We start from the raw sequence: 22,710 nt of genomic DNA, 5'->3' as shown, positions 1-22,710 counted from the left end.
ATGAGCAACCGTAACACCAGCACCAAACGTTATCTTGCATTCACCCTTTTGGCATGGTGCATCGCACTGATCATTTTCTTTCCAATTCTTTGGACCATTTTGACGTCGTTCAAAACGGAAGCCGATGCCATTGCCAGCCCGCCCAAATTCCTGTTTTTCGATTGGACACTGGAAAGCTACCGCGTCGTACAAGAACGCTCGAATTACTTCCTGCACTTCCGCAATTCAGTGATTATTTCACTTGGGTCAACTGTCGTTGCTTTAATCATCGCCATTCCGGCCGCATGGTCGATGGCTTTTGTCCCGGGTAAGCGCACCAAAGATGTGCTGATGTGGATGCTGTCGACCAAAATGATGCCGGCGGTCGGTGTGCTGATACCGATCTATATGCTGTTTCGCGATGCTGGCCTGCTTGATAATCTGATCGGTATCACAGCCATACTCACGCTGATTAATCTGCCTATCGTGGTGTGGATGCTTTACACTTATTTCAAAGAAATTCCGGTGGAAATTCTGGAGGCAGCACGTATGGATGGCGCTAATCTGCGCGCCGAGATCATCTATGTTCTCACGCCAATGGCCATTCCGGGTATCGCATCGACTTTGCTGCTGAATATCATTCTTGCATGGAATGAAAGCTTCTGGACGCTCAATCTGACGACCGCTAATGCGGGGCCGCTCACAACTTTTATTGCCAGTTACTCCAGTCCTGAAGGACTATTTTACGCCAAACTTTCCGCGGCTTCTACACTCGCCATTGCCCCTATTCTTATTCTTGGCTGGTTCAGCCAGAAACAATTGGTGCGCGGTCTGACATTCGGCGCTGTCAAATGAGCGGTTTAAAGGAACAAAATATGGGACAGATCGAACTCAAAAGCGTCACAAAAAGCTTTGGCACCACGCAGGTTATCCACCCATTGGATCTCGCCATTAATAAGGGTGAGTTTGTCGTTTTTGTCGGGCCTTCCGGCTGTGGTAAATCCACGCTTTTGCGCCTAATTGCAGGCCTTGAAGATATATCATCAGGCAATATCCAAATTGATGGAAAAGATGCAAGCAATCTGGCACCTGCCAAACGCGGATTGGCTATGGTGTTTCAGTCTTATGCGCTTTATCCGCATATGAGCGTACGCAAAAATATTGCATTTCCGCTTAAAATGGCCGGAATGGCGCAAAGCGAAATTACCAAAAGGGTGGAAGGCGCAGCTGAAACCTTAAACCTGACAGCCTATCTTGACCGTCGTCCGGGGCAACTTTCCGGCGGCCAGCGCCAGCGCGTCGCAATTGGCCGCGCCATTGTGCGCGAACCCTCTGCCTTTCTGTTCGACGAACCATTATCAAATTTGGACGCAGCCCTGCGCGTCAACATGCGTCTCGAAATTGCCGAACTGCACCAAAAACTGAAAACCACCATGATCTATGTCACCCATGATCAGGTCGAAGCGATGACGCTCGCCGACAAAATTGTGGTGATGCAGGCAGGCCGCATTGAACAAATAGGCACTCCGCTTGAACTTTATCACAAACCTAAAAACCGCTTCGTCGCCGGTTTTATCGGCAGCCCTAAAATGAACTTCATTGAAGGTGCGCCAGCGAGCACCAAAGGTGCACATGCAATCGGTATTCGTCCTGAACATATAACCGTCAGTAATGATGAGGGCTTATGGTCAGGCACTGTCACGCTCGCAGAACATATGGGCTCCGATACCTATCTGCATGTCCAGACAGAGCATGGCCTTGTCAATGTGCGCGTTGATGGCGCTTTTACCTCGCATAGCGGCGATCATGTATTTTTAAGCCCGCAAGAACATCAAATTCACCGCTTTGACAGCGAAGGACTGGCCTTGTCATGAGATTGAAAGATAAAACCGCCATTATTACCGGTTCTGCACGCGGCATCGGCAAGGCTTTTGCCGCACGCTATGTGGCCGAAGGGGCACATGTGGCAATCGCCGATATCAATTTGGCTGCTGCCGAAGCCACTGCCAAAGAAATAGGCCCGCAGGCTTTCGCTGTTCATCTTGATGTAACAAGCCAGGAAAGCATTAATCAGGTGGTTAAAACGATTGAAGAAAAACGGGGCGGCATTGATATTTTGATCAATAATGCCGCGCTCTTTGATCTCGCCCCTATCGTTGATATTAGCCGCGAAAGTTACGACAAGCTTTTCGCGATCAATGTTTCAGGAACACTTTTCATGATGCAAGCTGTCGCCCGTTCAATGATTGAGCGTGGCAAGGGCGGCAAAATCATCAATATGGCCAGTCAGGCGGGGCGACGCGGCGAAGCATTGGTAGCTGTTTATTGCGCAACCAAGGCCGCAGTCATTTCATTGACCCAATCGGCCGGTTTGAACCTCATCAAACATGGCATTAATGTCAATGCGATTGCCCCTGGTGTCGTTGATGGCGAACATTGGGATGGGGTCGATGCTCTATTCGCGAAATTTGAAAACCGGCCTATTGGCGAAAAGAAAAAGATAGTCGGCGCTGAAGTACCGTTTGGCCGTATGGCGCAAGCAAAAGACTTAACCGGAATGGCGGTTTTCCTTGCCTCAAAAGATGCCGATTACATCGTTTCCCAGACATATAATGTCGACGGCGGCAATTGGATGAGCTGACATGAAAATTTCAAATGCAACGCTTGATCAACTGTCCGCAAAAATCCAACGCCCGAATTATAACCGTTCGGAGCTTAAAGCCGGTATTGTCCATATCGGTTGCGGCAATTTCCATCGTGCCCATATGGCTGTTTATCTGGATGACCTCTTTAATCTTGGGGATGGACATGAATGGGCGATCATCGGCGCGGGCGTACGCGCCAATGATGCGCAGATGCGTGAAGACTTGGCCACTCAGGATTTCATGTCATCGGTCATCGAACTTGATCCGGACGGTGTGAGTGCACGCATTGTCGGTGCAATGATCGACTTTTTACCTGTCGAAAAAGCGAACCAGGCCTTGATCACAGCTATGGCAACAGAAACGATCCGTATCGTGTCGCTGACTGTGACGGAGGGTGGTTATTTTATTGACCCTAAAACGGGTAGTTTTTCCGCAAGTCACGCTGATATTATTCATGATGGTGCGCATCCAGAGCAGCCGGAAACAGCTTTTGGCGCCATCATTGCGGCATTAAAGCTGCGTTTTCAACGCGGCTTTAAACCTTTTACCGTCATGAGCTGCGATAATGTTCCGCATAATGGCAATGTCACACGCGATGCGGTAGTCGGGCTTGCGACATTGTCCGATCCGGATTTTGCGCTATGGATTGCTGATAATGTGGCTTTTCCAAACAGTATGGTGGATCGTATCACGCCTGCAACCGGCATGCGTGAGCGTGAACTTGCCCATTCACTTGGGGTTGACGACAAAGCACCGGTGACATGCGAGCCATTCCGTCAATGGGTGATGGAGGATAATTTCCCGGCTGGCCGGCCACCGTTGGAAAAAGTCGGCGTTACTTTTACCGATCAGGTACACCGTTTTGAAACGATGAAAATCCGTATTCTCAACGGCGGTCATGCGATTATCGCTTATCCGGCTGGTTTGCGTGACATTGAATATGTGCATGAGGCAATGCAGGATGACCAAATTCGCGCCTTCCTTGACCATATTGAAAGCACCGAAATTCTACCGATTGTGCCGCCTGTACCCGACACAAATCTGACAGCCTACCAAAACCTTATCGTAGAGCGGTTTTCCAATCCAGATATTGGTGACACCATACGCCGGCTTTGTTTGGATGGTTCTAATCGACAGCCCAAATTTATCATCCCGTCAATCAGGGATGTTATCGCTCAAGGAGGCAAGGCATCCGGTTTGATTTTATTATCGGCTTTATGGTGCCGCTATTGTTTTGGAACGAGCGAAAATGGCAATGATATTGCACCCAATGATCCGAATTGGGATCGCTTGCAAGCACGCGCCATAGAAGCCCGCAACAACCCTGTCGCATGGCTTGAAATGCGTGAAATTTATGATGATTTGAGTGAAAATGCTGCTGTTGTTGAAGCATTTAGTACAAGCCTCAATGCTATATGGCGCGAAGGCAGCCAAGCTGTGATTACAAGTTATTTGTCTGGTCACACATAAGATATTGAAGTCATTATGCTTCAAAATAGAGCAAGACAATTGCGACTGCTGTGATTTTTAAAAGGCATCTTCCGTCGTTCGATTGACAACGGGAGATGTTCAGTGATGTTTAATTAAATTCTGATGCAGATTGCTTAAGCAATTACAGCAAGCAATCATAATATAGTTTTCACATCTCATCGCACAGGCTTATCGATGTTTTCTCTTTAAAAATGTAAGCTGTGGTGGCACTGATTTAAATAAAGCGGATAGCCCCAAATATAACACGCCGTTCTTTATATCACCGGTTTAACATGCAGATTAAAAAACATTCTATAGAATCCAATGTTGGATAACTATGTGGGTTAAGTATTCACTTTAAAACAATATGAAACAATGCCGCAATATGGATACAGGGCGGCATTGTTATGATTGAATGCAATAGTTCAGTGGGGGTTAGGCCTTTTTCACGACGATACCACGTGGCATATCGGAGAGCACCTCAGCGCCAGATGAACGCATGATAACGATCTCTTCCTGACGCACGCCAAACTCTTTCGCCAGATAAATACCCGGTTCAATCGAGAACACCATCCCCTCTTCCAGGACAACATCAGACGTTCCGGTGATGTAAGGTGGCTCATGCACATCAAGGCCTAAACCATGGCCGGTACGGTGAAGGAAATATTCGCCAAAACCTGCCTGCGTAATGTGATCACGCGCCGCACGATCCACTTCACAAGCCTTAACGCCCGGCTTGGCCGCAGCCAATGCCTTGGCAACAGCTTCATTCACAATGTTAAAGACTTGCGTGAATTTTTCTGTTGGTTCACCAAAGAAACCGCTGCGGGTCATGTCAGACGGATAGCCGTTCAAACGCGCGCCGATGTCGATCATCACTGCATCGCCGTTTTGCAATTTGGTTGCTCCGGTGTGGTGATGCGGATAAGCACCATTTTCACCAAAACAAACGCTGACAAAAATCGGCTGTGCGCCATTCGCTCTAAAGTGATCGCGAATAATAGTTGCCACTTCCAGCTCTGTAACGCCAACTTTCAAAGCATCATAACCAGCCTGCATGGCAGCATCATTGAGCAGTGCACTGGCTTTGAGCAGATCATATTCCTGCTCGTCTTTATGGGCACGCAAATGACCGACCGTGTCATTGGTAAATTTACGCGCTTTGTGTGGTACATTATCCAAGACCAGTAGCGCAAAATCCGCTCGCATAGTTTCATCAATGGCAATCACCGGATTCGCCGGCAACTCGCAAGCCTTAATCAAGGTGTTGAATGCTGCAAGCGGACCTTCGGCATCCGCCCATGTGGCAAATGGCAGATCAGTTTTGTTACGTGCACTATCCGCATTCAGGGCAGGCATTAAAAAGCCCGCATGTTTTTGCGAAATCAACAGCATCACTGCGCGTTCATCACCATGCGGATCAACGCCACTCATATAAACCATATGGGTAGAAGGCCCGAGCACCACCAGATCGGTACCGGTAGCAACCATTTGCGCACGCAAAGCTGCAATACGCTTTTCGTTTGAGAAGGACATTTTCAAATTCCTGATCACAAAAATTCAAGGGCTGCGATGCAGCCCTTGAAGCTTATGTATTTTAGTTTTTGGTCACAAGGCGATAATAAACAAAATCAGAAAGCGCGCCATTCACATAGCCATTTACTTTCTTGTTCATTGGAACCTGATAGGCCGCCTGGAACATGACAACGACAGGTGACTCTGTCTGAACGCGTTTTTGCAGCTCAATATAGAGTTCCTGACGCTTTTCCGGATCTGCTTCCGACAATGCTTTGGTGGTCATGTCGTTAATGTCATCCGGCACTGCCCATGCGTTACGCCATGCAGTGGTTGCCTGATAATTTTCGTCGGAATTATCGCGGTTATAAGCAAAAGCTTTGGCATTGGAATGCGGATCCATGAAATCCGGCCCCCAATAGAGCAAAACACCATCATGGCTGCGTTCGCGATATTTGGTGATGACCTGCGAACCCGTACCCGGCAGAATGTCGAAGTTGATGCCGCCTTCAGCAAAGCTTGCCTGCAATGACTGAGCCATATCGGCAAATGGTGCCGAATTGATTACATCGAGCTTGACATTAATTGGTGTTTTAATACCGGCATCTTTCAAGATCTGCTTAGCTTTTTCAGGGTTGTAGCTATATGGCATTTCGTCATATGAGCCAGGGAAACCCTTAGGCCAAAATGCCTGATGCGGCACCATCTGGCCTTTGAGGAAGGTGTTGGACATGCCTTCATAATCAACCAAATAACGGGCAGCTTCCCACACAGCCTTTGGCTGCAAGGCTTCTGATTTCTGGTTGAAAGCAAGGAAGTGAACGGCTGCCTGCGGGAAGCTTTCGACTTTAATATCATCGCTCTTGATGCCGGAAATCTGATCGGCGGTCATATTGCGAGCCATATCAACATCGCCTGATGTCAGCAGCAATTGCTGAGTGGCGGATTCTGCCACATGGCGAATAATGACACCTCGCATCGCCGGTGCACCTTTGAAATAATCCGGATTGGCGTTCAAACGCACCATTTCACCCGGTTTATAGGCTGCGAGCGTGAAAGGACCTGAGCCTGCGCTATTGGTGTTGAGCCAGCCATTACCCAGATCGCCGTCTTTTTCATTGGCCATCACTGTTTTTTCATCAACGATGGAAGCCGGACGGGCGGCAAGTACGTTCAGCACAAAGGCTGACGAGAAATCGCCGTCATATTTCAACACGACCTGACCATTATCAACAGTGACCATCTGATCGACATTTTCAGGTGTCCAGCCTAGCTGGGTCAGGATGAAAGCTGGTGTCAGGTTCAGTTTGATAACGCGTGAGAGCGAAAAAACCACATCCTCAGCACGAACCGGATTGCCTGAGTTGAATTTGGCATTTTCGCGCATGGTGAAGCGGATGGTTTTGGCCGCGTCGTCCGCGGTCCATTCAGATGCCAGACCAGCAGCCAGCACGGTGGTGTCTTCTGCATCATATTGCACCAGACGGTCATAAAGATTGCTGACCAGCTCGCCGGACGAAAATTCATAAGCCTGTGCCGGATCAAGTGCAACAATATCATTGATATTTTGTGCAACGACCAGAGAATGATCCGGCGTTGCCGCCCAAACAGGCTGCATGAATGGCAGCGTCAAAGCTGCTGCCATCAGGGCTGCTTTATAGAGTTTCACGAGAAATTCCTCCACTTTAAATTGATGCCATGAAAGGCATGTTGCATGTTGTTTAGTCTCAAAGAACAATCGAAGGGGCCTGCGACACCACCACATTGTTCAAGCCGGAATTGTTGAAAACAGCCAGCGAACCAACCCATAAAATACGTGCCGGACTAGCGGTACGATTGCCCCATGAATGAGGTGTGGTGCCGCGATAATGCAGACTGTCACCTTCAACCATGGTAAATTCCTGCCCATCCAGACAGAGGAAGATTGATCCTTCCAAAATATAAATCAGCTCGTCACCTTCATGGCTGGCCACTTCCGCCTCATATCCTGCGGGTGCATTGAGAATGAAAGATGAGAGCTGGTTGCCCGGCAATTGGCAGCCGAGTTTTTCATAAAGCAAAGGTGATCCCGCAATGGAAAAACGCGGACGGTTTGCAGCCTGCGTAAAGCCCTGCTCCAAGGCTGGCTCGGAGATGAAATAGTCAAGATTAACTTCCAGCGCGCGGGCAATACCCGCTAGTGCTGCCAAGGTGGGCGTCGCAAAATCACGCTCGACCTGACTGAGATAACCAACTGACAAATTGGCTCCGTCGCCCAATTGCTGCAATGTCATGCCAAGCTGCTTTCTACGCATACGGATCAGGTGTCCGATCTGCGTTTCCAGCTCTGATGACGGGCGGCCTAATTTTTTACTCAAATTTTCTCCTCACAAAAATTTTTTTGATTTAATCAGATTTTTCGTTATTATCCAAGTGAAATTTTGCAAGAGGCGCAGCTGAGTGAGGCACTTTTTTCCTGGGAAAAAGCTAAAAAAGCCCAGAAAAGATACCGAAATGCTGCAGCGCTTGCCAAATACAATAGCGCGCCTGTGGGAGGCTCAATGAACTTTTTCTTCATGCCGCAAGCGGCTGATTCTGGCAGGAGGGCGATCAATGTCTGCTGATCCATCGGCCGCAAATAATTTGAATTCACTGGAAAAAGCCACAGGCAGGCTTGGCCAGACTTTCAAAGATATGAGTTATTTTTTAATTGTCATTCTAGGCACCTTTATAGGGCTTCTGGCGATTACTTTTTTCATCGGCCGCATTGTGCCGATTGATCCGGTTTTGGCCGTTGTCGGAGACCGTGCCAGCAAAGAAGTATATGAAGCAGCGCGTCAGGCCATGGGGCTCGATCGTCCGCTGATCATGCAGTTCTTCTCTTATGTCGGCGATGTGTTCAGTGGTAATCTGGGTAACTCCATCTCCACCGGACGCTCCGTTGCACAGGATTTGGCACGCGTTTTCCCTGCAACTTTAGAAATGGCTACAATCGGTATTATCATCGGTGTGGTGTTTGGTGTGCCGATGGGCGTATATGCGGCCACCCATCAAAGTGGCTGGCTGGATCAGCTGATCCGCGTTTTTGGTCTGCTCGGCTATGCGGTGCCGGCCTTCTGGCTTGGTCTTGTCGGTCTGGCATTTTTCTATGCCCATCTTGGCTGGGTTGCAGGCCCCGGCCGTCTTGATGTTTTCTATGATGGCATGATCGATCAGGTCACCGGTCTTTATCTTATTGATGCGATTATTGCGCGGGATTGGGAAATCTTTGCCAATGCCTTTGCGCATCTGATTTTGCCGTCTTTCATCTTGGGCTTTTTCAGTCTTGCCTATATTTCCCGTATGACACGCTCCTTCATGCTGGAACAGTTGGGGCAAGAATTTGTCACTACAGCACGCGTTAAAGGTGTGGCGGAGTGGCGGGTAATCTGGCGTCATGCGTTTTACCCGATCCGCATTCAGCTCGTTACCGTTATTGGTCTTTCATATGCAGCATTGCTTGAAGGTTCGGTGATGATTGAAACGGTTTTCTCATGGCCGGGCATCGGTAACTATCTGACCACAGCTTTATTTAATGCAGATATGAACGCCGTTTTAGGCGCCACATTGGTGATCGGTACAGTCTTCATTCTGATCAACAAATTATCTGATCTTCTCTATCAGTTTCTGGATCCGAGGGCGCGCCGATGAGTACATTGCGTAACTGGCTTTTAGACGACTCGCCATCCTCACGTTTTCAGGCACGGATGGGTCGTTTCTGGCGTGTTTTTACGGCACTTTTGCGTAACCCGTTAACAGTTATCGGGTTGATTATCATTCTTGCCTTGCTGCTGATTGCCGCTTTTGCACCGATGCTTGCGCCCTATTCACCAACCAGTCAAAACCTTTCTGCCCGCCTGTTGCCACCAAGCAGTGCACATTGGATGGGCACAGATGAACTTGGCCGTGATATCTGGTCACGCGTGGTTTATGGTGCGCGTATCACATTGCTGATTGTCACCATGGTTGGCGTAATTGCCGCTCCTCTTGGCCTCATTATCGGTGCCGTTGCCGGTTATTTCGGCGGCTGGGTTGACCGTGCCATGATGGCAATCACCGATATTTTCCTTTCGATGCCAAAGCTTATCATGGCGCTGGCATTTGTGGCAGCTCTCGGGCCCGGTATTGAAAATGCCATTATAGCTATCGCGCTCACCGCATGGCCGGTTTATGCCCGCATTGCACGCGCCGAAACCATAACTTTCAGAGATGCCGAATTTATCGCAGCCGTGCGCATTCAAGGTGGCGGCCATACGCGTATTATCTTGCGCCACGTGCTCCCGCTTTGCGCTTCATCTACAATCGTGCGTGTAACTCTTGATATGGCAGGCATTATTCTGACCGCCGCCGGTCTTGGTTTTCTCGGCCTTGGTGCGCAGCCGCCATTGCCTGAATGGGGCGCAATGATTGCCAGCGGTCGTAATTTTATTCTCGACCAATGGTGGGTGGCAACCATGCCGGGCTTTGCGATTATTCTCGTCAGTCTTGGCTTTTGTTTGCTGGGCGATGGCCTGCGTGATGTGCTTGATCCAAAACAGGGAGGCAAACAATGAGTGCTGCTGACACAAGCCAACCTCTATTGGAAGTTAAAAACCTCACCGTCACTTTTCCGACCAGTCGCGGGCCTGTTAATGTCGTAAAAGGCATTTCCTTTCAGCTTGGACGCGAAAAACTCGGCATTGTCGGCGAAAGTGGTTCCGGTAAATCCATGACCGGCCGCGCCATTCTCAAACTCATCCGAAGCCCGGGAAAAATTGCTGCCGACACAATGAATTTTGACGGCATTGATTTGTTGAAAACATCCGAGCGTCAAATGCGTGCCTTACGCGGCAGCCGTATTTCGATGGTAATGCAGGATCCGAAATTTTCGCTCAATCCGGTGATGACCATTGGCGATCAGATTGCCGAAGCTTTGCAAACGCACGAGAAAATCTCACGCAAAGAGTTAAATTCCCGCGTTATTGCAATGCTGGAAGCGGTGCGCATCAACAATCCGGCGCACGTCGCTAAGCTTTATCCGCATGAGGTGTCCGGCGGCATGGGGCAGCGCGTGATGATCGCGATGATGCTGATCCCCAAGCCGGATTTGCTGATTGCGGATGAGCCGACATCGGCTTTAGATGTCTCCGTTCAGGCGCAGGTGCTTGATATTATGGATGCGCTTGTTTCAGGCAATGGCATGGGGCTTTTGCTTATCAGCCATGATCTTAATCTGGTAGCACGCTATTGTGATCGTATCATCGTGATGAATAGCGGTGAGATTGTTGAAGAATGTCTGGCCAAAGACCTGCATCAGGCCAAACATCCTTATACGCAAGGGCTTCTTGCAGCCATGCCGAAAATTGATGAGGACCGCGACGAGCTTCCCGTGCTTGATCGCAGCCTCTGGAGTGCAGGAGCACGAACATGAGTGGCGCTGCTATCGAACTGAAAGATCTGTGCATTTCTTACGGCAAAACGCAGGTTGTCCATGATGTGAATATATCGGTGGAACACGGTGAAAGCTTTGCTCTTGTGGGTGAAAGCGGTTCTGGTAAATCGACCATTTTGAAAGCCATTATGGGACTGGCGCCGGATTGGAGCGGTGAAATCTCCATTCTCGGCAAGTCCCGTCTGCATGGTGCTGACAAACAGGCAGCACTGCAATGCCAGATGGTGTTTCAAGACCCTTATGCATCGCTGCATCCACGTAAAACCATTGATGATTGTCTGGCCGAAGGCATGTCCATCCATGGTTTGAGCGGGCGCGATCAAAAGGTGAAAGATATGCTCAATGCGGTGGGGCTAGATCAGCGCTTCCGCTTCCGCTATCCGCACCAATTATCCGGTGGTCAGCGTCAGCGTGTGGCGATTGCCCGTGCTTTGATGCTGGAGCCTAAAGTGCTGCTACTGGATGAGCCAACCTCTGCCTTGGACGTTTCTGTTCAGGCCGAAATTCTGAATCTTTTGAAACGCTTACGCAAAGAGCGGAACCTTACATATTTGATGGTTACCCACAATTTGCCGGTTGTTTCATTTTTATGTGACCGGATGGCGGTCATGCGCCACGGTCGCGTGTTGGAAATTGCCGATGTCACCCAGTTGAAACAAGGTCGTTTCAACAGTGACTACGCGCAAGAATTATATGTCGCCAGTGGCGGCAATCAATAGGGAAGAGTAAATATGAGCCGTTTTCAAGCAGAACTGATCGCCTTTGACAAAGCATTGGCCAAAGCAACCAAGCCTGAAGAGCCATTTGAAGCACTTTGGCGTTTGACCGATGCTGTCATTGGCGCAAAACTGTTTACGCTGATGGAAGCCAATATGAAGATCGAGCGTTCAGGGCGTATTTTCACATCGCATCCGGAAGAATATCCGGTCTCCGGCAGCAAGCCGATTACCTATAATTCCTGGTTCGATGTAGTGCATAAAGAGCGCCGTACATTTGTCGCCAATAATCTTGCCGATATCGATAAAGTGTTTCCTGATGCGGAGCTGATCGGTCAGCTTGGCTGTGCGTCGGTCATCAATCTGCCGATTATTTTGAACGATACACTTGTTGGCACTGTCAATATTTTGAACGGCGAAAACCATCACACCGAAGAACGTGTGGAACTGGCAAACACTGTGCTTTCCGTTCCGGCGAAAGCTGCATGGCTTGCCAGCCGTCATATCATAAGCCAGCAGGCGTAAACGGTAATAAAATATGCCTCGGAATGCTCAATGCATTCCGAGGCATATAAGTGAATTATCCTATGCTTTATAAATAGAGCCTGCGTAACTTTCGCATTTACTCTTTTGGCATTTTGATCGACATATCAAGATATTCATTACTATAGGCGGTTTTGATATCGAACGGTTTTTCTAAATCGAAATATTTCTCAACCATTTCATAATCTTGCTTCATGCGGTCATCATCAAAAGCCCCAAGGCCAACTTCCATTGTGGTTTTATCACGCATCAATTCCTGAATGCGGTTCCACTGATCTTGCTGATTGCTTTTATCCAAACCAGAAACCTGACTGAGCAATGCCTCAATGCACGGGTCTCTATCCTTAACGCAAGTTTCAAAAGCTTTTTGAGTCACTTGCATAAATTTACGCACAGTTTCAGGGTTTTTATTCAGATAGTTTGCATTGACAATAATAGAATTGCCATAAGGATTAATGCCGATATTACGCCATGCTAAAAAGCCCAGATCATCACCAAACTCGCGCACTTTCATGTCATGTTCGTTGTAAAAATCACTGGTGATATCAATGGCACCGCTTTTCAGGGACGCCACTTTTGCCTGCGGAGAAATATTAACAAATTTCACTGCTGCCGGATCAATCTTTACAGCTTCCGCAAACATTGGCCACATCACGCGTGACGCATCTGCCGGCGGATTGCCGATCGAATGTCCCGGAAAATCTTCAGCACCTTTGATGCCCTTACTTTTCAGCCAATAAAAACCCTGCGGCGAGTTGGTGTATACCGTCATCAAAGCAACGCTGTCTGCACCCTGCCCTTTGGCAAGCAAAACTGTAGGCATGTCAGCAATGCCAAATTGCGAAAAACCGGCACCTACTTTTTGTGCTGCCGCGCCAGAACCACGACCGCTCTCGATGTTAACGTTCAAGCCTTCTTTTTCGTACAAGCCCATCTGCTTGGCATAAAAATAAGGCATATGGTCCGCGGTCGGCACCCAGTTCAAAACAATGTTAATGTCTTCTGCTGAAGCAATAGCCGGCGCCATGACACATGAGGCCAAGAATCCTGCAATAAATTTATTGAACTTTTTCATGGATATGCCTCCCAACATTTTCCGTTATATTTTTCAAGCCATCACTTAATTTGAAGCTTTGACAGAGATGAAAAGCCTGCTTGATCTATCGTGACGCCGCGTTCATATCTGGTAAAATATTTACACAGATGTTATGAGAAGGCAACAACCAAACAACTGGTTGGTTGATTAAAGGGGTATATTTTTGAAGACGCCAAAAAAACAAGAAGCCGTACAGAAGCGTGATCCTGTTGCAACTTCGAAAGCATTGCTGCAGGCGGCGATGAGTGAATTTACCCAATATGGCTTTGAGGGAGGCCGTGTTGACCGTATTGCCCAAATGGCAGGCTGCAATAAACAGCTTGTTTATCATTACTTCGGCAGCAAAGCCGAGCTTTACAAACTGACTTTGGAAGAAGTTTATCGCGAAATTCGCGAAAGCGAGATGCAGCTGCATCTGGAAGATCTGGCTCCTGAAGCCGCCATGGCGCGCCTTGTCTCATTTTCGTTTGATTATCTGGCTGAGCATCCCGAATTCATTGCGCTTCTCAATGATGAAAACCGCATGGATGCATGCCATCTCAAAGCATCCGATAATATTGCCGAAATGCACTCACCCCTCGTCAAAATGATTGATGAAACACTGGCCAGAGGTATCAAAGCTGGATTATTCAACAATAAATTCGAGCCGATCAATCTCTATCTTTCCATTGCCGGTCTCTCCTTCTTTTACTTCTCCAATCACAAAACACTCTCAGTGATTTTTAAACGTGATATGATAAGCCAAGACAGCATTGATGCCAGACGTCAGCATGTCATTGATCTGATCTTGAGCGCTTTGCGGCCTTAGCATTATACCACCTGATAATAATCAACCAACCGGTTGGTTGACATTCCTCTGAAAGCGCGGTTTACTTTAAATCGGGAACTCAGGGGGAGTAACAAATGGCCGAAGCAATTGATTCCGGCAGCGAACAAAATGAACTGATCCGGCTGCAGCGCCGCGAGACCAATAAAAATCGCGCTATCGCAATTGCCATGCATGTGGCAGCACTCTTGTTTTGGGAGTTCGGTGTTCGCTGGTTGGAAGTGCCGCGCTATGTTTTGCCTGCACCAAGTGATGTCATTGCGACAATTACAGTGGCCAAATATGACTGGCTCAACAATAGCTGGGTTACGGCAAGTGAAATTTTGGGTGGCTATCTGCTTGCCATCATATTAGGCATTGCAACAGCCCTGCTGTTTTCATGGTCAAAATGGCTGACAACGCTTGCTTTTCCGCTGCTGATCACCCTGAACATGATCCCGAAAGTGGCACTTGGCCCTTTGGTGATCGTCTGGTTCAGCTACGGTATCAGCACCAATATCCTTATTACTTTCTCACTCTGCTATTTCCCTATTTTGCTGACTACAATCAGGGGCTTGCGTGAAATTGAGCCTGACCTTCTTGATTTGGTGAACTCGCTCCGCGGCACCAAATGGCAGCAATTTATCTATATCCAATTACCTGGTGCCATGCCTTTCATTTTCTCCGGTATGAAGGTTGCAACCATTCTGGCTGTTGCCGGTGCAGTGGTGGGCGAATTTATCGCTTCCGACCGCGGTCTGGCTTACCTGATGATCCAGGTGCAAGCCTCTCTCGATACACCGGCAATGTTTATGGCCGTCACCCTTATCACGCTTATTGGCATGCTGCTTTATCTCGCAGTGCTGCTGCTTGAGCATATGATCGTCCCACAAGATGCGAGAAAATCATGACAATGCTTTCATCACCAAATAACATTACAATGCTGGATCAAAGCAACCATCCTGCTGGCTTTACCTCCACCGATGAACTCGAAACATTCTTGTCACTGCCGACACAAGCTCTGATTGATGATATGCGCAAACTGGACGGCGATATCATGATCCTTGGCGCATCCGGCAAAATGGGACCATCGCTTGCACGTCTTGCCAAAAATGCGGCACCGGAAAAGCGCATCGTTGCAGTTGCGCGCTTTAGCGACCCTGCGGCGCGCGAACAGCTGGAAATGCACGGCATTGAAACAATTGCCTGCGATATGCTGGATCGCGATGCCTTGGCAAAGCTGCCGAAAATCAAAAACATCATCTTCATGGCAGGGCGCAAATTTGGCTCCAGCGGTGATCAGGCTGCCACTTGGGCAACCAACACGCTGATGCCGGCACTGGTTGCAGAAGTTTTCCATCAGTCACGCATTGTCGCTTTTTCCACCGGTTGCGTTTATGAATTTGTTGCCACCGACAGCATGGGCAGCAATGAAAATTCACCGCTGAACCCTCCGGGCGAATATGCACAATCCTGCATCGGTCGCGAGCGTTTGCTGGAACATTTCTCGCAGACCCATCAAACACCGGGCATTCTTTACCGCCTGAATTATGCAATTGATCTTCGCTATGGCGTTTTGCATGACGTCGCCGTTAAAGTCCGCGATGGCTTGCCGGTGGATGTCACCATGGGACACGCGAATGTCATCTGGCAGGGTGATGCCAATGCGATTGCCTTGCGTTGCCTGCTTCAGGCCACAGTGCCAACATCACCGATTAATGTGACTGGCCCTGAAACAATTTCCGTTCGCTGGCTTGCCAATGAATTTGCCCGCATGATGGGTAAAGAAGTTGTCATCACCGGTGAGGAAGCCGACAAAGTATGGCTTTCCAATGCGACACTCTCCAACCGTCTTTTCGGTTATCCGGTTGTTTCTCTCGGCCAGATGATGCAATGGACAGCAGACTGGGTCATGGCGCAGATGCCGTCGCATAACAAGCCGACGCATTTCGAGGCACGCGATGGCACCTACTGACGCTTTCAATATTGTTCGGCTGTCTGAAAAAGACATGGAACAAGCCTGTTTGCTTTCAACGCAAGCAGGCTGGAACCAGACTGAACAAGATTGGGAACTGTTTTTCCGGAACGGGGTTGTTTTTGGCGTTTTTGCAACGCCGGAACAACTCGCCGCCAGTGCAGCTATCATCCCCTATGGCGATGATATTGCATGGATCAGCATGGTTCTCACGAAAGCAGAATGGCGCGGGCGTGGCTATGGTACGGGCTTATTAAAACATTGCCTGCAATGGACTGTAGCACGAAACCGCACTGCCTTTTTGGATGCAACACCGGCTGGCGAACCGATCTATCGCGCACTCGGTTTTGTGCCTTCGCTCAAAATCACGCGCTGGCAAGGTTCTGGCATAGGCTTAGCATCAGAAACCTTAAGCCAGACCATCTCTCACAATGCTGCAGACCAAGCAAACCTTGCCTTTGGTGCTGACAGAAGCTTTGTGCTGGAGAACTTTAACAAGCGTTATCCAGTTGTAACAAGCGCCAACGCATCAACAACATGCTTTGTCCGTGACGGGCGCCTGGCATGGCAGATAGGGCCGGTTATCGGCCGCGATGAAGCCGAAGCATTGGAGTGCATCGAAGCCCTGATCAAACAATTATCAGGCGCTGTCTTCATTGATCTGGTGGACGATTGTGCAAGCATTGCACAACGTCTGGTGCAACTCGGATTTACCAAACAACGGCCATTTTTGCGGATGCAAAAAGGCTCACATCAATTTCAACAAACACAATACCAGACACTTGCCATTGCAGGGCCGGAATTTGGGTAGAGCGCCTGATTATAAACAAATCAAAGGGGCGTAAGGAGTTCAGGAAAATGGGATTACACTACACACAACTGCCTGAAAATGTTCTCAATATTATACGCCGCGGCGCGGTTATTCCGGCGCATCCGCTCGCACTTGATGAGAACCGCAATTTTGACCGCAAACGTCAACGCGCTTTGACACGTTATTATATGGATGCCGGTGTCGGTGGTCTGGCGGTTGGCGTGCACACCACGCAATTCGCCATTCGTGACAATGGCTTATACGAACCGGTGCTCAAGGCTGCAATTGAAGACAGTCGCGCATGGACAGATCGTCCGCTTGCTATGATTGCAGGTGTTGCAGGCCAGACCGCGCAAGCTCGCAATGAGGCTAAAATTGCCCGTGAACTTGGCTATCACGCCGCTCTTATCAGCATGGGCGCGCTAAAAGGCCAGACAAGTGCAGAACTGATCCAGCATTGCAAAACCATTGCGGAAGAAATTCCTGTCATTGGTTTTTACATGCAAACCTCGGTTGGCGGCATTATTCTGGATGAAGATTTCTGGTGCGAATTTGCACAAATCGACAATGCTATCGCGATTAAAGTAGCGCCGTTTCATCGCTATCGCACATTGGATGTGCTGCGCGGTATTGTCAAAGCTAAGGCCGAAAACAAGATCACCCTTTATACCGGCAATGACGACCATATCGTTGCTGATCTGACACTGCCTTTCACCCTTGCACGTGGCGATGAAGCGGTCACACTCTGTTTCAAAGGCGGCTTGCTTGGTCACTGGTCAGTCTGGACAAAACGCGCGGTAGAATTGCTTGAACGCATTCACTCAGAAACAGCCGACAACAAACCTGTGTCCCAGTCACTGCTTGCGCTGGATGCAAAAGTAACCGATTGCAATGCAGCCTTTTTTGATGTCGCCAATAATTTTCATGGCTGTATTGCTGGCTGTCATGAAGTTTTACGCCGCCAAGGCTTGCTGGAAGGCATCTGGTGTCTTGATCCTGAGGAAGGCCTTTCCAAAGGTCAGGCAGAAGAAATCTCCCGTGTTTATCAGGCACATCCTGATCTGAATGATGATGAATTCGTTGCAGCTAATCGCGAAAGGTGGCTCGCATGAACAGTCTTTCAACACAGCAAAGCACCGTTGCGCCGACACCGCTGATCCGCTTGCAAAATGTGCGTAAAACCTATCATACCGGCAACAAAGAATCCGTTGCAGTCTCCGATGTGACACTTGAGATCAATGAAGGCGATCTCTTGTCCGTCGTCGGCCCATCCGGTTGCGGCAAAACCACTGTGCTTAAAATTCTGGCCGGTTTGCATAAAGAAAGCGGTGGCACCGTTACCATTGGTGACGGTACAAAAACCGATTTTGACGGCACAGATATCGGCATGGTTTTTCAGCAGCCTTTGCTGCTAAAATGGCGTACCATTGCTGAAAATGTTATTCTGCCTGCACAGATTTTAGGCTTACCAAAAAAGGCTGCCAGAGAGCGTGCCAAAGACCTTTTACATATGGTTGGCCTTGGTCATGCAACGGATAAATATCCGTACGAGCTTTCCGGCGGCATGCAGCAGCGCGCAGCCATTGCACGCTCATTAATCCATGATCCTAAACTCGTTTTGATGGATGAGCCGTTTGGTGCATTGGATGCGATAACGCGGGAAAAAATGAACCTTGAAATGCTGCGGATCTGGCAAGAGAGCAAGAAAACTTTTGTCTTCGTCACCCACGGTATTCAGGAAGCCATTTTCTTAGGCTCGCATTGCGCAGTCCTAAGTGCTGGCCCTGCCCGCATGGCAGATTATTTTAAAATCGATTTGCCTGCGCCGCGCACATTAGACGTCAAACTGACCGAGCCGTTCGGACAATATGTCCAGCGTGTCTACAAGCAATTAGGCATGAACTAACGACAGAATAGATTGAGGGCTGATACTCAAATTGCATCAGCCCTCATTCAATTATTTTAAAAGTCATTATTTTGCTGCCTGCACTTTACTTCTGAGCCGCGCATCAGCGCGTTTTTCTTCCATGCTTGGCGAATACCAAAAAACAATATACTAATATTTCAAAACTAAGATTTACAAAGTAATTTCAGTAGGAAACAGCAGTGAGCTCGCAACCGATATTTGCTCAAACAGAGCAACCAAAGCGTCGGGCTGTCCGTGAAACTGCCGCCAAGCTTATTTACAGGGCATTGCAGGCAGACATCATCGCTATGAAACTTCTGCCCGGTACAGCCCTCAATGAAAAAACCTTTATTGATCATTTCGGGGTCAGCCGCACGCCGGTTCGGGAGGCTCTTATCCGTTTGAGTGAAGAAGGCTTGGTCGATATTTTCCCGCAATCCGGCACATTTGTGGCTCGAATTCCTGTCGACCGCATACCTGAAGCCGTCGTAATACGACAAGCCTTAGAAGGCACAACGGCTGAATATGCAGCGCATGCCGCAACAAAAGAAGCAATCAGCAAGCTCGATGAACTGATTGAATTGCAAGAATTTCACGCCAAGCGCAGCAAATTAGATCTCTTTCACGAAGCGGACGATCAGTTTCATGAAGCGATCGCCGAGATATCCGGCTTTCCCGGTATCTGGCAACATTTGAAACTGGTAAAGATTCAGATCGATCGTGCGCGACGCATGACCGTGCCTGTACTTGGTCGCATGGATCAGGTTGTGCGCGAGCATAAACACATCCGCGATGCTATCGCCGCAAAAGATACAGCTGAAGCAGTCAAAGCCATGAAACAACACTTGAGCGCTGTTTTACCGGATATTGACGAGTTGCGCAAAAGCCGGCCGGATTATTTTGTCTGATTATAAAACGGCTTCTTTCTTGCCGGATTTTGCGGATTGCAACATCGCATCAATCAAAGCATGCGCCTGTAATGCCTCTTCACCACTGATGGCTGGTTTGCGCTTCCTTATCAAAGCTTCGGCAAAATCTTCAATGATTGCCTGATGCAAACTATGCGAAAAAGCCATCGGATTCGCACCAGAGCCAGAGAGTTCTTCGCTTGCTATTGTTTCAGTACGGCCATCCCGCCAGATAATATCAAGTTTACCGGATGAAAGGCGTAAAGTTGCCTTCTCATAATAAAGTGAAATTGTTTCCGTATTGCCCGGATAACTCGCCGTTGAAGCCATGAATGAGCCCACAGCACCTGAGGCAAACTCAATACCCGCTGTAACAAAATCCTCGGCCTCCATCTGATGAAACCGTGAGGTAACAGCCATGGCCTGAACCGATTTGGCAGGCCCCGTCAAACTCAAAGCCATATCGATAGTATGAATTGCCTGCGTCAGCAATACGCCGCCGCCATCGCGCCCATAAGTGCCGCGTCCAGGCTCGTCATAATATGTTTGCGGCCGCCACCATGGCACTGAAATTTCGCATATTCCTAAAGCGCCAAGCTTGCTGCCAGCCACCAGTTGCACCGCGCTTTGATAAGCAGCTCGCATACGCAATTGAAAAACAATACCTAAAGAAACATCATGATCCTGACACAGATCTACAATCATCTTTGCTTCATGGGTATTTCTGGCAACTGGCTTTTCCAGCAAAATATGCTTACCCGCCCTTGCTAAGGGAGCAATAATTTCTTCACGCACATTCGGCGGGGTTAAAACAATTACAAAATCCACGGCCGGATCGGCCGCGATTTCTTCCACATCATGATAATGACGCAGGCGAACCCCAAGTTGCCTTTCCGCCCCTTCATGAAAGCTTTTTGACCGCTCATAATGGCGGCTTAAAACCCCATGCAAGTTGACTGTATCAGAAGCAGCAATCGCATCCAGATGCGTTTGCGCCACCATGCCCACACCAATGATGACCGCTTTTTTAATCTCTGCCACAGCCACTCCTCCCAGAGCAAACACAGAACCTTATTCTTACTTAAACTGTGCCACAGATCGCGCTGCACCAATTTCCAGCAAGCTTTGCAGCGCGCGCTCTACACAAGCCCGAAAGACTTGATTGCCAGCCAGATCACGAGGGAAAATTTCTTCGATCGAGCAATAGGCTGCAACGAGTTCCGCTGCCGTTTTCTGCCCCGCAATCCGGGCCTGAATTTCCTGAACCAACGGATCGCGCACATCAATAGCTGCGCCTTTTTCATCCCATCCAGTCGCATAACGCATCCAGCCTGCAACCCCTATCGATAAGCGATCAATAGACTGCCCTTCAGCCAATCGTTCGCGAATAGTACCCAACAAGCGCTGCGGTAATTTTTGACTGCCATCCATAGCAATCTGCCATGTCCGATGCTTGAGTGACGAATTTCTAAACCGCTCAATCAGCTGATCTTTATAATGGTCGAGATCGAAATCCGGAAGTTTTGGCAAAGTAGAGCTGATCTCTTCATCCATCATTTCGCGTATAAAACGCGCAAAACCTTCCGCCGCCATGACGTCCGAAACAGTCTCATGACCAGCCAAATAGCCAAGATATGCAATTGTTGAATGGCTGCCATTTAACAGTCGAAGCTTCATCAGTTCAAAAGCCGAAACATCCTGCACAAAAGTAACACCCGCCATTTCCCAGTTCGGGCGTCCACTGGTAAAATGATCCTCAACGACCCATTGGCTAAAAGCCTCAGTCATGATCGGCCAGGCATCAATCACACCGGTTGCATCAACAATAGCGGAGCGATCAGCATCTGTTGTAGCCGGCACAATCCGATCAACCATCGTAGACGGAAATGCCACATGTGCTGCAATATATTCAGCGAGTTCAGGATCACGCAGAGCCGCAAATCGTGTCACAACACGCTTAAGCGTTTCGCCATTTGAAGGCAGATTATCACAAGAAAGCACCGTGAATGGTGCCACGCCCGCTTGCCGGCGACGGCGCAGCGCTTCCACAATAAAGCCAAGTGCAGAGCGTGGATGATTGTGCTCTTGCAAATCGTGAACAACATCAGCATGAGTTTCATCAAGCGTGCCGGTAGCTGGCGCGTAGCAATATCCCTTTTCGGTAATAGTCAGAGAAACAATTTTTATCTCAGGCTCGCACAGTGCATCCATCACAGTTTGCGGATTTTCGGGCGCCACCAATAATTGCACAACACTGCCAATTACCCGCACTTGTTCATGCACCGCAGAACGCACGGTAATGGTGTAAAGGCCGTCTTGGGGCGCAAGCGCATCACGCGTATCAGGACTGCGCAAAGACACACCAATTATGCCCCATTCCTGCGCGCCGGCCTGTAAAATTTCATCCGTATAAACAGCTTGATGCGCACGATGAAAGGCACCAATACCAAGATGAACAATACCTGCTTTTATTTGTTTTCGATCATAGGTCGGGCGTAAAACGTCTTGCGGTAACTGCTCAAGAACTTGCATTGACAAACGGGGATGTGTCTCATTCATTTTATGCTAATCCGCCCAAATTTATATACAGCTTTTAATTATCACAATCAGCGCCGACTAAACATCTTTCAATCCGCCCACCGATCTTGCGGCATCACCTGTCAATATTGACTGCAGGATATCAGCTAAATGATACGCCCCCTCAACTCCACGACCTTAATTTTAAATATTAATATATCAATATGTCAACAAAACCTATGACGTAAAACCGTAAATTTACGCGTTTTTAAGCGCCCTTAGAGGCTGACTCATAAAGAATTCATTTTTATCATGATCTTGCGATGCGCCTTGTGAGCATGCGGATATTTGCGATATAAATCCACGCCTCAGCAG

At 48.6% G+C, this 22,710-nt stretch carries 22 protein-coding genes; 16 read left to right on the top strand and 6 right to left on the bottom strand.

Annotated features, from left to right (window positions below; translation table 11 throughout):
- The 4 genes from FHS77_RS13435 to FHS77_RS13420 are packed head-to-tail and all read left to right on the top strand — an operon-like array spanning window position 1 to window position 4,094.
- Window positions 1-834: a carbohydrate ABC transporter permease gene (locus tag FHS77_RS13435; protein ID WP_184224231.1), complete on the top strand. Its 834-nt coding sequence runs from the start codon at window positions 1-3 to the stop codon at window positions 832-834.
- A 20-nt stretch (window positions 835-854) separates the two neighbouring features.
- Window positions 855-1,853 (top strand): ABC transporter ATP-binding protein, encoded by a 999-nt coding sequence (locus FHS77_RS13430; protein ID WP_184224229.1) that lies wholly within the window; start codon window positions 855-857, stop codon window positions 1,851-1,853.
- Complete coding sequence (locus FHS77_RS13425) at window positions 1,850-2,620, top strand: L-iditol 2-dehydrogenase (protein WP_184224227.1); 771 nt, start codon at window positions 1,850-1,852, stop codon at window positions 2,618-2,620. Before FHS77_RS13430 ends, FHS77_RS13425 begins: the two co-directional genes overlap by 4 nt.
- 1 nt (window position 2,621) lies before the next feature.
- A complete protein-coding gene (locus FHS77_RS13420) occupies window positions 2,622-4,094 on the top strand; it encodes a mannitol dehydrogenase family protein (protein WP_184224225.1) in 1,473 nt (490 codons plus the stop codon).
- 435 nt (window positions 4,095-4,529) lie between these two features.
- Here FHS77_RS13420 and FHS77_RS13415 read toward each other — a convergent pair whose 3' ends face one another.
- From FHS77_RS13415 to FHS77_RS13405, 3 genes are all read right to left on the bottom strand, one after another.
- Window positions 4,530-5,630: a M24 family metallopeptidase gene (locus FHS77_RS13415; RefSeq protein ID WP_184224223.1), complete on the bottom strand. Its 1,101-nt coding sequence runs from the start codon at window positions 5,628-5,630 to the stop codon at window positions 4,530-4,532.
- A 61-nt stretch (window positions 5,631-5,691) separates the two neighbouring features.
- A complete protein-coding gene (locus FHS77_RS13410) occupies window positions 5,692-7,278 on the bottom strand; it encodes an ABC transporter substrate-binding protein (protein ID WP_184224221.1) in 1,587 nt (528 codons plus the stop codon).
- A gap of 58 nt (window positions 7,279-7,336) precedes the next feature.
- Entirely contained in the window at window positions 7,337-7,966 is a 630-nt protein-coding gene (locus FHS77_RS13405) for a helix-turn-helix domain-containing protein (protein WP_184224219.1), read from the bottom strand.
- Window positions 7,967-8,282: 316 nt separating this feature from the next.
- Between FHS77_RS13405 and FHS77_RS13400 the strand changes: the two genes are divergently transcribed.
- Genes FHS77_RS13400 through FHS77_RS13380 form a run of 5 tightly spaced genes read left to right on the top strand, consistent with a single transcriptional unit; the run spans window position 8,283 to window position 12,299 of the window.
- Complete coding sequence (locus tag FHS77_RS13400) at window positions 8,283-9,278, top strand: ABC transporter permease (protein WP_246431340.1); 996 nt, start codon at window positions 8,283-8,285, stop codon at window positions 9,276-9,278.
- On the top strand, window positions 9,275-10,180 hold the full coding sequence (locus FHS77_RS13395) for an ABC transporter permease (protein WP_184224215.1): 906 nt from the start codon (window positions 9,275-9,277) through the stop codon (window positions 10,178-10,180). Before FHS77_RS13400 ends, FHS77_RS13395 begins: the two co-directional genes overlap by 4 nt.
- The gene (locus tag FHS77_RS13390) at window positions 10,177-11,037 is read left to right on the top strand and encodes an ABC transporter ATP-binding protein (RefSeq protein WP_184224213.1); all 861 of its coding nucleotides are present in this window, start codon (window positions 10,177-10,179) and stop codon (window positions 11,035-11,037) included. The genes FHS77_RS13395 and FHS77_RS13390 overlap by 4 nt, the downstream gene beginning before the upstream one ends.
- Window positions 11,034-11,777 (top strand): ABC transporter ATP-binding protein, encoded by a 744-nt coding sequence (locus FHS77_RS13385; RefSeq protein WP_184224211.1) that lies wholly within the window; start codon window positions 11,034-11,036, stop codon window positions 11,775-11,777. The genes FHS77_RS13390 and FHS77_RS13385 overlap by 4 nt, the downstream gene beginning before the upstream one ends.
- A 12-nt stretch (window positions 11,778-11,789) precedes the next feature.
- Window positions 11,790-12,299 (top strand): GAF domain-containing protein, encoded by a 510-nt coding sequence (locus FHS77_RS13380; RefSeq protein ID WP_184224209.1) that lies wholly within the window; start codon window positions 11,790-11,792, stop codon window positions 12,297-12,299.
- 97 nt (window positions 12,300-12,396) lie between these two features.
- Here FHS77_RS13380 and FHS77_RS13375 read toward each other — a convergent pair whose 3' ends face one another.
- Window positions 12,397-13,392, bottom strand: a complete 996-nt coding sequence (locus tag FHS77_RS13375; protein WP_184224207.1) for an ABC transporter substrate-binding protein — start codon at window positions 13,390-13,392, stop codon at window positions 12,397-12,399.
- A gap of 184 nt (window positions 13,393-13,576) precedes the next feature.
- Between FHS77_RS13375 and FHS77_RS13370 the strand changes: the two genes are divergently transcribed.
- From FHS77_RS13370 to FHS77_RS13340, 7 genes are all read left to right on the top strand, one after another.
- Window positions 13,577-14,221 (top strand): TetR/AcrR family transcriptional regulator, encoded by a 645-nt coding sequence (locus FHS77_RS13370; protein WP_246431335.1) that lies wholly within the window; start codon window positions 13,577-13,579, stop codon window positions 14,219-14,221.
- A gap of 95 nt (window positions 14,222-14,316) precedes the next feature.
- Entirely contained in the window at window positions 14,317-15,129 is an 813-nt protein-coding gene (locus tag FHS77_RS13365) for an ABC transporter permease (RefSeq protein WP_184224205.1), read from the top strand.
- Window positions 15,126-16,193, top strand: coding sequence for an NAD-dependent epimerase/dehydratase family protein (locus FHS77_RS13360; RefSeq protein ID WP_210307141.1), 1,068 nt, complete (start codon window positions 15,126-15,128; stop codon window positions 16,191-16,193). The genes FHS77_RS13365 and FHS77_RS13360 overlap by 4 nt, the downstream gene beginning before the upstream one ends.
- A complete protein-coding gene (locus FHS77_RS13355; protein WP_184224203.1) occupies window positions 16,180-17,004 on the top strand; it encodes a GNAT family N-acetyltransferase in 825 nt (274 codons plus the stop codon). Before FHS77_RS13360 ends, FHS77_RS13355 begins: the two co-directional genes overlap by 14 nt.
- Window positions 17,005-17,051: 47 nt before the next feature.
- On the top strand, window positions 17,052-18,116 hold the full coding sequence (locus FHS77_RS13350) for a dihydrodipicolinate synthase family protein (protein WP_184224201.1): 1,065 nt from the start codon (window positions 17,052-17,054) through the stop codon (window positions 18,114-18,116).
- Window positions 18,113-18,910 (top strand): ABC transporter ATP-binding protein, encoded by a 798-nt coding sequence (locus FHS77_RS13345; protein ID WP_184224199.1) that lies wholly within the window; start codon window positions 18,113-18,115, stop codon window positions 18,908-18,910. Before FHS77_RS13350 ends, FHS77_RS13345 begins: the two co-directional genes overlap by 4 nt.
- 200 nt (window positions 18,911-19,110) lie before the next feature.
- Complete coding sequence (locus tag FHS77_RS13340) at window positions 19,111-19,818, top strand: GntR family transcriptional regulator (RefSeq protein WP_374786274.1); 708 nt, start codon at window positions 19,111-19,113, stop codon at window positions 19,816-19,818.
- Here FHS77_RS13340 and FHS77_RS13335 read toward each other — a convergent pair whose 3' ends face one another.
- Both FHS77_RS13335 and FHS77_RS13330 read right to left on the bottom strand, forming a co-directional pair.
- Window positions 19,819-20,859, bottom strand: a complete 1,041-nt coding sequence (locus FHS77_RS13335; RefSeq protein ID WP_184224197.1) for a Gfo/Idh/MocA family oxidoreductase — start codon at window positions 20,857-20,859, stop codon at window positions 19,819-19,821.
- A gap of 36 nt (window positions 20,860-20,895) precedes the next feature.
- Window positions 20,896-22,377 (bottom strand): mannitol dehydrogenase family protein, encoded by a 1,482-nt coding sequence (locus tag FHS77_RS13330; RefSeq protein ID WP_184224195.1) that lies wholly within the window; start codon window positions 22,375-22,377, stop codon window positions 20,896-20,898.
- Window positions 22,378-22,710: the final 333 nt, after the last annotated feature.

The sequence above is a fragment of the Paenochrobactrum gallinarii genome, from assembly GCF_014205685.1.
Classification (GTDB): domain Bacteria; phylum Pseudomonadota; class Alphaproteobacteria; order Rhizobiales; family Rhizobiaceae; genus Paenochrobactrum; species Paenochrobactrum gallinarii.
The sequence above is the reverse complement of the archived record's forward strand: the minus strand, read 5'-3'. Positions and strand labels throughout refer to the sequence as shown.

Excerpts from the sequence above, each read along its gene's own strand:
- FHS77_RS13415 (WP_184224223.1), bottom strand. The coding sequence starts at position 5,630 with ATGTCCTTCTCAAACGAAAAGCGTATTGCAGCTTTGCGTGCGCAAATG.
- FHS77_RS13425 (WP_184224227.1), top strand. The coding sequence starts at position 1,850 with ATGAGATTGAAAGATAAAACCGCCATTATTACCGGTTCTGCACGCGGC.
- FHS77_RS13360 (WP_210307141.1), top strand. The coding sequence starts at position 15,126 with ATGACAATGCTTTCATCACCAAATAACATTACAATGCTGGATCAAAGC.
- FHS77_RS13355 (WP_184224203.1), top strand. The coding sequence starts at position 16,180 with ATGGCACCTACTGACGCTTTCAATATTGTTCGGCTGTCTGAAAAAGAC.
- FHS77_RS13375 (WP_184224207.1), bottom strand. The coding sequence starts at position 13,392 with ATGAAAAAGTTCAATAAATTTATTGCAGGATTCTTGGCCTCATGTGTC.
- FHS77_RS13365 (WP_184224205.1), top strand. The coding sequence starts at position 14,317 with ATGGCCGAAGCAATTGATTCCGGCAGCGAACAAAATGAACTGATCCGG.
- FHS77_RS13385 (WP_184224211.1), top strand. The coding sequence starts at position 11,034 with ATGAGTGGCGCTGCTATCGAACTGAAAGATCTGTGCATTTCTTACGGC.
- FHS77_RS13430 (WP_184224229.1), top strand. The coding sequence starts at position 855 with ATGGGACAGATCGAACTCAAAAGCGTCACAAAAAGCTTTGGCACCACG.
- FHS77_RS13380 (WP_184224209.1), top strand. The coding sequence starts at position 11,790 with ATGAGCCGTTTTCAAGCAGAACTGATCGCCTTTGACAAAGCATTGGCC.
- FHS77_RS13420 (WP_184224225.1), top strand. The coding sequence starts at position 2,622 with ATGAAAATTTCAAATGCAACGCTTGATCAACTGTCCGCAAAAATCCAA.
- FHS77_RS13330 (WP_184224195.1), bottom strand. The coding sequence starts at position 22,377 with ATGAATGAGACACATCCCCGTTTGTCAATGCAAGTTCTTGAGCAGTTA.
- FHS77_RS13350 (WP_184224201.1), top strand. The coding sequence starts at position 17,052 with ATGGGATTACACTACACACAACTGCCTGAAAATGTTCTCAATATTATA.
- FHS77_RS13400 (WP_246431340.1), top strand. The coding sequence starts at position 8,283 with ATGAGTTATTTTTTAATTGTCATTCTAGGCACCTTTATAGGGCTTCTG.
- FHS77_RS13395 (WP_184224215.1), top strand. The coding sequence starts at position 9,275 with ATGAGTACATTGCGTAACTGGCTTTTAGACGACTCGCCATCCTCACGT.
- FHS77_RS13390 (WP_184224213.1), top strand. The coding sequence starts at position 10,177 with ATGAGTGCTGCTGACACAAGCCAACCTCTATTGGAAGTTAAAAACCTC.
- FHS77_RS13345 (WP_184224199.1), top strand. The coding sequence starts at position 18,113 with ATGAACAGTCTTTCAACACAGCAAAGCACCGTTGCGCCGACACCGCTG.
- FHS77_RS13435 (WP_184224231.1), top strand. The coding sequence starts at position 1 with ATGAGCAACCGTAACACCAGCACCAAACGTTATCTTGCATTCACCCTT.